This window comes from Bacillus sp. FSL P4-0248, from assembly GCF_038593305.1.
GTDB lineage: Bacteria > Bacillota > Bacilli > Bacillales > Bacillaceae > Bacillus > Bacillus safensis.
In genome coordinates, this window is record NZ_CP151983.1 from 1,833,377 (window position 1) to 1,846,975 (window position 13,599).

At 43.2% G+C, this 13,599-nt stretch carries 9 protein-coding genes; 1 reads left to right on the top strand and 8 read right to left on the bottom strand.

Going from position 1 to position 13,599, the window contains the following annotated elements; translation table 11 throughout:
• Positions 1–3 precede the first annotated feature (3 nt).
• The 7 genes from dacB to NST65_RS09240 all read right to left on the bottom strand — a co-directional run bounded on the left by dacB (position 4) and on the right by NST65_RS09240 (position 10,675).
• Entirely contained in the window at positions 4–1,488 is a 1,485-nt protein-coding gene (gene dacB, locus NST65_RS09210) for a D-alanyl-D-alanine carboxypeptidase/D-alanyl-D-alanine-endopeptidase (protein ID WP_081124486.1), read from the bottom strand.
• Between the two features lie 126 nt (positions 1,489–1,614).
• Positions 1,615–2,589, bottom strand: a complete 975-nt coding sequence (locus tag NST65_RS09215) for a pectinesterase family protein (protein ID WP_111926581.1) — start codon at positions 2,587–2,589, stop codon at positions 1,615–1,617.
• An 84-nt stretch (positions 2,590–2,673) separates the two neighbouring features.
• Complete coding sequence (locus NST65_RS09220) at positions 2,674–3,375, bottom strand: DUF421 domain-containing protein (RefSeq protein ID WP_046311386.1); 702 nt, start codon at positions 3,373–3,375, stop codon at positions 2,674–2,676.
• Between the two features lie 66 nt (positions 3,376–3,441).
• Positions 3,442–3,765 carry a nitrite reductase small subunit NirD gene (nirD, locus tag NST65_RS09225; RefSeq protein ID WP_024422642.1) on the bottom strand — a complete coding sequence of 108 codons (324 nt, stop codon included), beginning with the start codon at positions 3,763–3,765 and terminating at the stop codon, positions 3,442–3,444.
• 23 nt (positions 3,766–3,788) lie between these two features.
• Complete coding sequence (gene nirB, locus NST65_RS09230) at positions 3,789–6,200, bottom strand: nitrite reductase large subunit NirB (protein ID WP_080943454.1); 2,412 nt, start codon at positions 6,198–6,200, stop codon at positions 3,789–3,791.
• 69 nt (positions 6,201–6,269) lie between these two features.
• On the bottom strand, positions 6,270–8,429 hold the full coding sequence (locus NST65_RS09235; protein ID WP_111926579.1) for a molybdopterin oxidoreductase family protein: 2,160 nt from the start codon (positions 8,427–8,429) through the stop codon (positions 6,270–6,272).
• Positions 8,426–10,675 (bottom strand): FAD-dependent oxidoreductase, encoded by a 2,250-nt coding sequence (locus tag NST65_RS09240; protein WP_111926577.1) that lies wholly within the window; start codon positions 10,673–10,675, stop codon positions 8,426–8,428. Before NST65_RS09240 ends, NST65_RS09235 begins: the two co-directional genes overlap by 4 nt.
• 168 nt (positions 10,676–10,843) lie before the next feature.
• Here NST65_RS09240 and NST65_RS09245 point away from each other — a divergent pair, with 168 nt between their 5' ends.
• Complete coding sequence (locus tag NST65_RS09245) at positions 10,844–12,046, top strand: nitrate/nitrite transporter (RefSeq protein WP_081124491.1); 1,203 nt, start codon at positions 10,844–10,846, stop codon at positions 12,044–12,046.
• Positions 12,047–12,106: 60 nt separating this feature from the next.
• Here the strand turns inward: NST65_RS09245 and gltD are convergent, their stop codons facing one another.
• Positions 12,107–13,591, bottom strand: coding sequence for a glutamate synthase small subunit (gene gltD, locus NST65_RS09250; protein WP_024428371.1), 1,485 nt, complete (start codon positions 13,589–13,591; stop codon positions 12,107–12,109).
• Positions 13,592–13,599 lie beyond the last annotated feature (8 nt).

A 13,599-nucleotide genomic window follows, 5' to 3' on the forward strand; every position in this document is an offset into this window, starting at 1 on the left:
AATCTAAAGATTCTCAGCTAGTATGCTGACAATACGGTCTTCTATCTCTTTCCCTTTTTCGTCATCAACAAGGTGATTTAATAAGATGGAAAAAGCGAGCGTTTTCCCGCCCTGCGTGTCAATATATCCAGAAAGTGTGCTGACCGTTGTTAACGACCCTGTTTTTGCACGTACTTTTTCTAGTGTAGCTGGTTCCTTCAATCTGTTCCTTAACGTTCCCCCTACCATTCGTTCACTTGCCCCTGCTAAAGGGAGCGCATGTTCATAGGTTTTAAACCATTTTTCCTTTTGAATGTTTGTCAAAAATAAAGTGAACTGGTTAGCAGAGACAAGGTTAATAGGTGATATGCCCGATCCGTCACGCAGCACTGCAAGCGAAGGATCGATGCCAAACGCAGGAAGCCGTTCATTCATGACGTCCAGCCCAGCTTCAAAGCTCCCTTTGTTCTTCACTTTTTTCCCTAGTTCCTTTAGCAAAATTTCTGCATGGGTATTGTTGCTTAATTTCATCATAGGAACAAGCAGCTCTGATAATGGCATCGATGTATGGGAGGCAATTTTTTTGGCTTTTTTAGGAACTTGTTTTGATTTCAGCGGTCCCTTTACTTGAATCCCTTCCGCCTTTAACGCTCGTTTCATTAAGTCTAAAGCATAGACGGACGGATCCCATAAAGCTACCCATTGTTTAGATGAGCTCGCTTTAACAGGAATAGTCCCAGTCAACGTAATCTTGTTGGTTCCGTGAGAGCGCTTAAAAGAGATTTTCTTTTTTTCACCTTCTGGAACTGTTTTCACTTGATTGATGACTTGAGCGACATCCGTCTTTGGGATCATATCATATGCGGCTTTCTGTCCTGCTCTTTTTCCTGGTTTTACTTCGAGAATCACGGTCCCTGCATCATAATCTTGATTCGGTGAAGCCGTGAGAGCAGAAATTTGTGCCCCGTAATATTGATCCTCATCACTCCAAGGCAGGTCAATGGAGTATCTCGTGTCATCAAACCAAGTGTCATCTGCCGCAAGCTGCCCGCGAATGGTATGTATTCCGGCCTTTTTGACTTGTTTGGCAAGTGCTGCAAAATCCTCCTCTAATAAAGTCGGATCGCCGGTGCCGCGAAGATAAAGGCTGCCATGTAGCGTTTTCTTTTGAATGGAACCATCCATCCAGATGTCTGTAGGGAATGTGTGTGTTTCTCCAAGTATATCAAGTGCGATGGCTGATGTGAGCAGTTTCATATTAGAAGCAGGAGTAAGACGAATATCGGCTTGATGTTCATAAAGAAGAGAGGTGTCAGAAGTATCGCGGACGCTGATGCCAGAGATCGCGCCCTCTAAATCAGGTGCTGTTCGTATGAATTCGTCTAAAGCTGTCATCCATTGAAGTGAATCGTCACGAGCTTTGAGTTGTTCATCTTTCGCTGAAAAAGGGAGAAATAAAATCGACAGGATACATATTTGTAAAAACATGAGCTGTGAAAAACGCTTCACGCAATCCCTCCTTTTTGTTGCAGCCAATTTTAGAAGAATATGTTCATTATACACAAAAGAACGTTTGTTCTCAAAGGTTTTTTAAACAGAAAAGTCAGCTTTCTTTGACGAAAACTGACAAGCCCCTTACCTCTTTTCTGGATTCCAGCCATCGGTTCCGCGAAGAACAGCCTGAACCGTGATTTGACTTGCTTCATTTTGGGTTAAAATGGTTGACCATTTTACGCGGTTTGCTGGACTGCTTCCCGCTCCTGTCGATCCAAATTCTTTATATCTGGCCGTTCTTTCATTGTCACGGTTATCCCAGTTATGCCATCCCTCTGCTTTCACATGATCATCCATTTTTGTATGAAGGAATGTTACAGCCGAATGAGGTCTCCACGGACGTCCTAAATAAACCGATTGCGCAGCTGCCGTCCCCTTTTTCAGCGTAGAGTCCATGAATACATAGCCGTACCTTTGCGCTTCTGTTGTGGATGCTGCAGTAATATACCCGTTTCCAAGGCTTTTTATTTCAGCTCTTTTAAACACAGCTGTGGCTGATCCAAAAATAAAATCGACCGTGCCCTCAATATAGCAGTTTTCATAATATTGCCGCCCTGTGCCTGTTGCATAAAGTGTATCTTGATAGCCTAACACGCGTATTTGCTTGAACACAGCCCGGTCGCCAGACACATACAGCGCAACTGCCTGACCAGCATGTCTGCCAGCTGTATTTTGAAAGGTGATATTTTCTGCATAAAAATCGTTTGCACGAATCATTGTGCTTGAGCTGTTTGTTGTACTCCCAGTGCTTGCGTTTGTATCATCATACGTAAGGATCGTCTTGTGCTGGTTTTCGCCAATAAAGGATACGTGTGGTTTATTTTGCGGAAGCGAAATTTTTTCTTTATATACGCCATTTTTAATATAGATCGTTGCCGGTTGTTGATTGTTTGCTGGAATCGCATCAATGGCAGACTGAACGGTGCGGTATGTCCCGCTTCCCTTTTGATCAACGACAAGGACGCGGTTATGCCCGGCTTCTGCTGCTTGAAGTGAAGCGAAGTCAAAAAGAAAGAAAGACAAGACCATAACAATCCATACGTTTCTATATTTCATCACATATCTCCTCCTCATTTTGTGAACGTTTTCATCATTCTTTTTGATCCTATTCCATACACGCACAAAAAAACACCCACGTTTTTATGTTGTGGATGTTTTTTTAGACTTTTCATATTGCATCGCATAAATCCCTTCATTTTCAATCCATTCACAAAATAGAACGTCTCGATAAGAGGAAATATGCTGCTTTTTTAATTGCTTATTCAGCCAGGATTCATCAAAGCCGGCTTCTTGTAAATCATCTTTTAAGATTTCGCCGTCAATAATAAATGTTCTAGGCAATTTCACTTCTTTTCCCTTCACGTTCACATCTTCTGCTGTGGCTGGCGCGTATTTCATTTTCGGAAGAACACTGACAGAACCGTCCGTTTCCAAAATGGCATATTCAATTTCATTCAGTGCAAAATGGCCTTTTGCGCGAACCAGTGTCTGCAGCTGATTGATATCAAGCATATTCTTCTTCAACCGATTGTAGTGAATCTTCCCCTTATCAATCACAAGAGTAGGTCTTCCTTCTAAAAAAGCGCGAATGGATTTAAAGCGCTGTGAAAGCCATTCAACTGTATAAATAAGTACGCCCCATACCGCAACAGCAAATAAAATGTGCTGAATCCTGACTTCTGGGTCAAAAATGGCGTTTCCGACCATTTCGCCTAAAATTAGTGCAGAAATAAAATCAAACGGTGTGATTTGTGCAAATTGTGTTTTCCCTAATAATTTTGTAATAAAAAATAAAGCGAAAAATCCGATTAAGAGTTCAATCAAAATATTAACGAACGGCACAAAAATTCCTTCCTTTCTTGCTGCATTTATATACAGCATATACATGAAAGGAAGGATCTAAACCATTTATGAAGGCAATAAAATAAAGACATTGTCCCCTTCAACGAATGTTTCATATGTTTTAACGCATCCGTGATCTGGTGCTTGCACGTTTCCTGATGAAAGATCAATTTTCCAATCATGCATTGGGCAGAAAACGTGATTCCCGCTGACCATGCCTTCAGCCAGAACGCCGCCTTTATGAGGACAGCGATTTTCAATGGCTTTGAACTGCTTATTAGAGGTTTGAAAAACAGCTAATTCAAGTGTACCGGCTTCAACTGTTTTACCTAGCTGTAGCGGAAAATCTGATAGGGTGCCAATGTGAACTTTAACAACTGAAACTGTCATATGATCTCATCCCTTCAATTGATTTATACGGAAGCCGTCGCTTTTTGAAATAATTGTCTCGTGTCTTTTTGACTCTCGCGAAGCTCCTGCCAAGGCTCTTCATATGTTGAAAGCGCAATGTCCATTCTTTCGATTAAGGCTGCTCGTTTTTCATCATCCAGGAGTACTGATTGAATATGATCTAACCCAAGTCGCTCAACCCAAGCAGAGGTTCTTTCTAAATAATTTGCCGTTTCTCTGTAATATTGCAGGTATGCTGCGGCCATTTGCTCTACTTCTTCTGCTGTACTGACCTTCATTAATAAATCTCCAGCCCGCAGGTGTGTGCCGCCATTTCCGCCGGCGTACAATTCAAACCCCCCATCTATCCCCACAATACCGAGGTCTTTAATTCCGGACTCTGCACAGTTTCTCGGACAAGCAGAGACGGCCATTTTTACTTTATGCGGTGTCGCAAGACCTTCAAATTTCTTCTCAAGTGCAATTCCAAGAGCCATGGAGTCCTGCGTGCCGAACCTGCAAAATTGTTCTCCAACACATGTTTTAACTGTTCTTAAAGATTTTCCATATGCATAACCCGATGGCATATCTAGATCCGCCCACACTTTAGGTAAATCTTCTTTTTTGACACCTAGAAGATCAATACGCTGACCGCCAGTCATTTTCACAAGCGGTATTTCATATTTGTCGACGACATCGGCTATTTTTCTCAAGTCATTTGCATTGGTGACGCCGCCGTACATTCGCGGAACAACTGAATAGGTGCCATCGTTTTGAATATTGGCGTGCATGCGTTCATTTACAAAACGTGAGCTCTTTTCATCTTTGTATTCAAGTGGATGAAGCATGCCTAAATAATAATTCAGTGCAGGGCGGCATTTTGAACAGCCCTCTTCTGTATTCCAGTCAAGTACATTCATCACTTCTTTGACATGCTGCAGCCCTTTCTCTTTGATTTCATGAATGACTTCATCTCGTGAAAGGGTAGTGCAGGCGCAGATGGTTTCTTTTTGGGCTGTCCGGCTTGCATCCTCACCTAGCGTATGCCAAAGAATCTCTTCGACAACAGGCTGACAGCCTCCGCAAGATCGTGAGGCACTTGTACATTGCTTGACTTCCTGAAACGTTGTTAAGCCTTCTTTCTGAATGGCTTCCACAATCTGCCCTTTTGACACGCCATTACAGCCGCAAACGATATGGTCGTTTGCCATGCTGTCAATCGTGCTTTCTTGCGCCGGATCATTGGAGGTTAAGACAGATACCTTCTCCATATCCGACATATCTATTCCTTCTTTAATGTACGAGAATAAACGAGGTCCGTCGCTTGTTTCTCCAAACATGACGGCGCCTACTAATCGGTTTTGCTGGAAGACGAGTTTTTGATAGATGCCTTTTTGTTCGTCAAAAATTTTAATCGCTTTTTTCTCATCGTTTTCAATAAAATCACCAGCTGAAAATACATCAACTCCTGATACTTTCAGCTGTGTTGACAGAACAGAGCCTTCATATGGAGCAGGGTTCAAGCCGCATACATGCTTGGCAAGTACAGTCGCTTGATCGTATAAAGGAGCAACTAATCCGTACGTTTGTCCCCTGTGTTCCACACATTCTCCGACGGCATAAATGCCCGGGACACTTGTTTCCATAAAATCATTGACGATAATCCCACGGTTCACTTCAAGCCCGCTTATTTCTGCAAGCATTTTACTTGGTTTAATTCCCGCAGCCATGACGACTAGGTCTGTCTCAAGTGTAGTGCCGTCTGAAAATGATAATCCTTCTACTCTTGTATCTCCTAAAATCTCATTTGTCTGTTTTCCTAACAGGAATTTCATCCCCTGTTCTTCTAATGCTTTTTGAAGAAGCTGGCCTGCAATAGGGTCTAGCTGGCGTTCCATTAAATGAGAGCTGAGGTGGATGACATTCACTTCCATGCCTAAGTTTAATAGACCGCGTGCTGCTTCAAGCCCAAGGAGTCCGCCTCCGATGACTGCTGCTTTTTTGTACATAGTAGAGGCATTGACCATTTCCTCAGTGTCTTGCAATGTACGAAAAGCCGTCACGCCTTTTTTATCACTCCCTGGAATTGGAAGGATGAATGGAAGTGACCCTGTTGCTAAAATCAATCGGTCATAATGCACGGTCCGTCCTTGATCACTGGTGACTGTTTGGTTCTCTGTATCGATCTTCACTATGGTCTCGTTTGTAAACAGTTGAATATCATGCTTTTGATACCAGTTCCAATCGTTTAACGTAATATCTTCGACCTTCGTATCCCCTTGAAGCACTTTCGATAAAAGAATTCGGTTATAGTTAGGATGCGGTTCAGTCCCAAATACCGTCATGTCGAAACGTTCGCCGTCTGTTTTTAAAATGTTTTCAAGGCTTCGAATGCCGGCCATACCGTTCCCCACTAATACGAGTTTTTCTTTCATGATAAAACACCCCTCATGTGATCATTTTTTAGAAAGTACCATAATCTAAACATAGATGGAAAATACATGTTAAAATTTCTCACATAGTTTTTCATTCACGTAGGCTGACAGCTGTACAGGACAATATTTAAAGCCTGGCATTTTACTGTGCGGATCTAGTTGGTCATCAATTAATTGATTAATTGATTGATGTTTGCTCCAGTGAAATGGAACAAATACGGTATCTTTTCGAATGGTGTCTGATATGCGGCATCTGATGATGACACTTCCTCTTTTTGACTTGATGGTCACGAGCTCCCCGTGCTGAAGTCCATACGTTTTCGCTGTGTCAGGGTGAAGCTCTGCATATGCTTCAAACTGTCTGGCAACAAGAGAGGTGCTCCTTCTTGTTTGAACGCCTGTTTGGTAATGAGCCATCACCCTGCCGGTCGTTAAATAAAGAGGGTATTCTTGACTGACGGGTTCCTTTGCAGCCTTTTTTCCATGTGTGACAACGGCAAACTTCGCTAAACTGTCAGAATGTGAGAATGCATGTTCAAATAATCTTTCAGTTCCCGGGTCTTCTAAATGAGTACAAGGCCACCTTATGCCTTGTTCCTTCCTCAGCCTTTCATAGGTTATGCCTGAATAATCAGCCTTTGCACCTTTCGTTACGGCTCTTATTTCCTCAAAGATCTCTTCTGCGGATGAAAAGGAAAAATGGCTGCCTTTGCCTAATACAGCTGCTATTTCACAAATGATTTGCCAATCGTGCTTTCTTTGGTGTTTAAGTGGATATGTTGCTTCTCTAAGCGTAACGCGCCCCTCTATGTTTGTCACGGTACCTTCATCCTCTAAATATGACGAAGTCGGTAAAATTACATCTGCCAGCGCAGCTGTCTCAGACATAAATAAATCAACGGCAACAAAAAAGGACAAGTTCTTGATGGCTTGCTGAATCAGGTGCGCGTTCGGCCCTGACTGGACAGGGTTTGAGCACATTAAAAAGAGCGCTTTGATCTCACCTGCCTCCATTTTTTCAAACATCTCAAAAGCAGACACACCCTTTCCTGGGAGTTCTTTTTCATCAATGTTCCATCGTTCAGCCATTTCTTTTCTGTGACCAGGGTTTGAGATATCTCGATATCCTGGAAGCTGATCTGCTTTTTGCCCATGCTCTCTTGCTCCCTGGCCATTTCCCTGGCCGGTTATTGCGCCATAGCCGCATCCAAAGCGGCCGATCTTCCCAGTAACAAGCAGAATATTCAGGAAATTACGCACAGAGGCTGTACCGTCTATTTGCTGCTCAATGCCTCTTGCTGTAAAAATCATGCCTGTCTTTTCTTGTGCGAATTTCCTTGCTATTTTCTGCATCACATCAATCGTCACGCCGGTTTGCTCAGCTATGTCTGGCAGGGAGATGCGTGAGATATGCTCCTTTAGTTCTTGGAAACCTGACGTTCGTTGATGAATAAATGATTCATCGATTAAATGCTCATGCATCATGATGTGCAATATGCCGTTTGCCAGTGCGGCATCTGACCCTGGTTTTAGGCTGACATGTAAATCGGCTAATTGGGCTGTCGGAGTTCTGCGCGGATCAATGACGATGAGAAATGCGCCATTGTTTTTCGCCTCTTCGATGTAGGGCAGGAAGGTTGGCTGACATTCCGCTATATTCGTTCCAACCAATATCAACACTCGTGCATGCTTGATGTCGCTGAGAGGAAAGGTCAGGCCACGGTCAAGTCCGAATGTTTGATTTGCGGCAGTTGCTGCCGAAGACATACATAGTCTCCCGTTATAATCGATGTATTTTGTTTTCAGCGCCACTCTTGCAAATTTCCCGAGTAAGTACGCTTCCTCATTTGTAATTGATGCGCTTCCGTACACACTGATCACATCATGGCCATGTGACAGCTGAAGGGATTCTATGTTTGTTTTGATTTCCTCAAGAGCCTCCTGCCATGTTGCTTTTACAAATTGTCCGTTTCTTTTGATCAGCGGGTGATTCAGGCGATCTTTATGAAGCGCGTGCTGGTGGGCATGCTGTCCTTTCATACAAAGTCTTCCGTGCGTAGTTGGATTGTGTACACCAATCGTTTGGTAGCGTGTTCGCCCTTCCACATGCTGCTCGATTAATTGCATTTTGCACTGCATACTGCAAAAAGGACATTGGGCTGGGAACACTCGCTTTTGTTCTTCCTGCTTTGATTTTTGCTGGGCATATTGTAAAAAAGATTGACTCATACCTTCACATCCTTATGACTTACATTTTCTTGTCTGCTTTGGTCAAATTGCGCACAGAGCTCTTCTCTTATTTCCTCATCAAGTAACTTTTCTCGAATAGAAATGTTCCCTTGCCGGGAAAGCCAATCACCAATGGATTCTTGAAAGTAAGCATTTTTTCTATACTCTTCAAGCAGCGCTTTTAAAAAAGGAATAAGCTCACTTGAATGAGCCAAGGTGTAAAAAAGCTGGCCTCCTATATAAATGTTCCATTCACCCAGCTGCTTTTTCAGACAGATGTCATCAATTGGAGCAAGTTTACACGTGCAGGAAGCACCGGTGATATGAATGGAGGTGACAGCTGGAAAAAGTGTATCTTCCACTTGTCTTTCCAGCTCTATCACAAGTGACGTGACTGCTGGATCACTGCAGTCGCATGAAAGGATATGAGATAGTCTTCTTTTCTCATTGGGCATAATTGGCCAATGATTTTTGACGATTTGTGCCGCCTGTTTTGACACACCGATAAGCCGTATTCGTTTATGCTTTGTCAGCTCTGCCTGCTCAATCAGCCTGTTCTCTAACAAAGACGTAATGATTTTCAAAAAATCCAAATCAAGCCGGCCTCCATATAATTGAGGAATCAACATGTCTTCCTGCTCAGCAGCGCCGATTTTTTCCACCGATCCTTGAAATTGCTCGAGATAGTATTGAATGGCCGGCCGGCAGATGCCGCAGCCGTGATTCGTTTTCCATTGAAAATGTCTTCTTATTTCTTCAGCATTCACCGGCTGCTGCTTTTTAATAAACGAAAAAATGGTCTGCTCATCTACTTCTGTACATGGACAATAAAAGGCCTGCAATTCCGTTTGTTCATGTGATGATAACTGGCAGCAAGCACGGACGAGCTCTTGACACCCGCCGCACCCGGTTGCTGCCCCTGTCTGTTTTTTCACCTCTTCTAAGTTTGTCAGCTGATGAACCGAAATGCTTTTTAAAATCGTCCCTTTTGTAACGGTTTGACATTGGCAGACGAGATCTTCCATTTTTAATGAATCTAGTGGGGATGCTTGCTTTTCATAAAGGGATTTCATGACCACACTTTTATCACGTCCCACTTTCACATCTTGCAAAAGCTGATCGGCATGCTCCAGCTCTCCGACGAATAAAATGCCTGCCAGCGCCTCACGTTCAAAGACGAATTTTTTATATACCTCTTGCTCTTCATCTAAATAAGTCACAGCTGACATAAACGGAGCATGATGTTCAATACATCCAGCAGAATAAATCGGCAAATCAGGTACTTTTAATTTTGTTGAGTAAATGGGCTTGGGTGTATGTGTGATTTTTTCCCCTAAAAGATGCTTAGCGAGCACGCTTGCTTGTTCATAAACGGGCTGAACAAGACCGTGCACCATCCCTTTGTGCTCTGCACATTCTCCAATCGCATAAATATTTGGGATATTTGTCTCCATCACGTCATTGACAACAATGGCTTTTCTCGTGTGTATGCCATGATTCTCTGCAAGCTGTATATTCGGACGGATACCTGTTGTAAAAACAACAAGATCAGCCTCCACGATGTCGCCATTTTTCAATAGAACGCCTTCTACCCTCTCACCGCCTAAGCATGCAATGGTATGGGCATTTGTTTTCACCTGAATCCCTTTTCGTATAAATTGTCGCTGTAATAATCCGGCGGCTGTTTCATCTAATTGTCGCTGCATGAGCCGCTCCGTATGATGAATGATGGTGGTTTCCAGCCCCGCAATCTGCAGACCAGCTGCCACCTCCACACCAAGCACGCCGCCTCCGATCACTGCTGCTTGTTGATAATGCACCGCATCCGCACAAATGGCCTCATAATCATCAATTGTTCGAAAAGCGTATATCCCTTTTTTGGACACACCCTGAATAGGAAGAAAATTCGGCGATGAACCCGTTGCAATGACGAGCTTGTCATAGGAAATTTCCCGGCGCGCATCTGTCATGACACATTTTCGATTTGTATCGATATGTATAACTGATTCTCCTTTGTACAATGTGATGTCATGCGCGGTGTACCATTCTTTATCCTTTAGTTCAATTTGAGCTAATGATTCGCTTTTTTGTAGAATGGGCGAAAGTTTTATTCGATTGTAGGCAGAGTGCTTCTCTTTTCCAATGACTGTTATGGCGTAATGTTCTGGCTGCTTTTGAATGATCTCTTCGATACATTTCATACTCGCCATGCCGTTTCCGATAAACACAAGTTTGCGTTTTGCCATCTGAAATCAACCTTTCTAAGCCTCTTGCTCGAGCACATTGTATGGATTGATTATGGCACACACTTGTAAAAAAGTGTTTATTCATGTAAATTTTTCTCACATAATACTTTCATTACATAAGTGAACTCGCTATCTTTAAGTCAGAAAATTCAATAGAGGAGGCGTTTTATGAAACTCTCAGAATTAAAATCAAGTGGTCATCCTAAGACATTGTTTGGTTCCTTTTTATATTTCGATGTGAGCTTTATGATCTGGGTTTTGTTAGGAGCGCTGGGTGCTTTTATTGCGCAAGATTTTGCTTTATCAACCGTAGAGAAAGGCATGATTGTCGCCATTCCAATTCTATCTGGTTCTTTTTTTCGGATTGTGCTCGGTTTATTCACCGATCGAATAGGACCTAAAAAGACTGCAGTGATGGGAATGCTTTTAACGACCCTTCCGCTCATTTGGGGGTTTATCGCTGGTACAACCCTTTCAGAGCTCGTACTGATTGGGATTTTGCTTGGAGTAGCAGGAGCAAGTTTTGCTGTTGCTCTGCCAATGGCAAGCCGCTGGTATCCCCCTCACTTACAAGGAGTAGCTATGGGGATTGCAGGCGCCGGGAATAGTGGAACACTGATCTCCACATTATTTGGTCCAAGGCTTGCGGAGATTTACGGGTGGCATGCCGTAATGGGGCTCGCTCTGATTCCGTTAAGTCTTGTCTTTTTGTTCTTTATTTTCACTGCAAAAGATGCACCAAATCAGCCCGCTCCTCAGCCGATTTGGTCGTACTTTTCAGTATTTCAAGTGAAATCGACATGGTTTTTCTGTCTGCTTTATGCGATCACATTCGGAGGGTTTGTCGGGCTTTCTAGTTTCCTCAGTATTTTCTTTGTGGATCAATATGGGGTTTCGAAGATTCATGCTGGTGATTTTGTGACCCTTTGTGTGGCGGCAGGCAGCTTCTTTCGTCCTGTGGGCGGTCTCATTGCCGATAAAATAGGTGGAATGAAAGTACTGCTTGGATTATTCGGAATCATCGGCATCTGCTTAGGGGGAGTGAGCAGTCTTCCAGCTTTACCTGTGGTCATTGCGCTTTTATTTGCCGGGATGATGTGCCTTGGGATGGGAAATGGCGCTGTTTTTCAGCTGGTGCCTCAAGTATTTCATAAAGAAATTGGGATTGTGACCGGAATTGTTGGGGCTGCTGGAGGCATTGGCGGATTCTTTTTACCTAATATTCTTGGCAGTTTAAAAGAATTGACTGGCTCATATACGTTTGGCTTTTTGACCATTTCTCTTTTTGTTCTGATTGTCTTCCTCTGTTTAGTCGTATCGCAGCTTAAACGTAAAAAAGTGTTGATCAATCATACCATTTCTGAATCATAAAAAGCCATGACCACACGTTGGTCATGGCTTTTCTTTATATTGTAACACCCTTTGTTTGACCTATTTTGGCAGAACCGAACTCCCCATTAAATAACGGTCTACCTCGTGCGCCACTTGTCTGCCTTCATTAATTGCCCAGACAATCAAGCTTTGCCCGCGTCTTGCATCTCCCGCTGCAAATACGCCTTCTACATTTGTTGTATATTCCCCATATTTTGCGTCAATGCGATTGTTTTTGCTGTCCACGCCAAAGTGTTTCACAAGCGGCTGTTCAGTTCCCTCAAAACCAATTGCAATAAAGACGAGCTGAGCAGGCCATACCTTCTCTGTCCCTGGAATCTCATGAAATTCAAACTTCCCTTGTTCGTTTTTCACCTTTTCCATTTGAATGGTATGAAGCTCTTTTAATTTCCCATTTTTATCTGCCACAATTTTTGTGGTTTGAATTGAATATTGACGCGGATCTTCTCCGAATTTGGCTTGTGCTTCTTCATAAGCATAATCCAGCGAGAAGACATAAGGCTGTTCTGGCCACATGTTATCCCCTACACGTGTATCCGGAAGCTTTGGATGCTTCCCGAATTGAACAACACTTTTTGCTTTTTGGCGAAGTGCAGTTGCAACGCAGTCTGCACCTGTGTCTCCTCCGCCAATCACAATCACGTCTTTTCCTTTTGCATCAATGAAGTTTTTGTCTTTAAATCCTGAATCAAGCATGCTTTTCGTTGCCAGGGTTAAATAATCCATCGCAAGGTGAATTCCTTTTGCTTCCCGGCCTTCAATCAACAGATCACGCTGCTTTTGTGCACCTGTACAAAGGATAACCGCATCAAACTGTTCTTTCAGTTCGTCGGCAGTGATATCCACACCGATTTCTGTGTTCGTCACAAAGTCAATGCCTTCTTGTCTTAGAAGTTTGACTCTTCGCTCGACCACTTCTTTGTCGAGCTTCATATTCGGAATCCCGTATGTCAGCAGTCCGCCAAGGCGGTCAGAACGCTCGAACACTGTTACAGCGTGTCCTGCTTGGTTTAATTGATCAGCACTTGCAAGTCCTGCTGGTCCTGAGCCGACAATGGCAATTTTCTTCCCTGTACGGCTTGAAGGGATTCTTGGTGTGATCCATCCATTTTCAAAGCCTTTATCAATGATCGTACGTTCGATATTTTTAATCGAAACAGCTGGATCATTGATAGCGACTGTACATGACCCTTCACAAGGTGCCGGACATACTCTCCCAGTAAACTCTGGGAAATTATTTGTTTTTTGAAGTCTTTCGAGAGCTTCTTTCCATCTTCCTCGATAGACAAGATCATTCCACTCTGGAATTAAATTGTAGATCGGGCAGCCAGACACGCCGCCCCTGATCTCCATCCCAATTTGACAAAACGGTGTTCCGCAATCCATACATCTAGCGCCCTGCTTTTTCAATACGTCATCTGTATAAGGAGCTGAATATTCTTTCCAGTCATTTTGACGAGTGAGAGGGTCACGTTCATTTGGCTTTTCTCTTTTATAATCCATAAAACCTGTTGCTTTGCCCATTGTCCTCT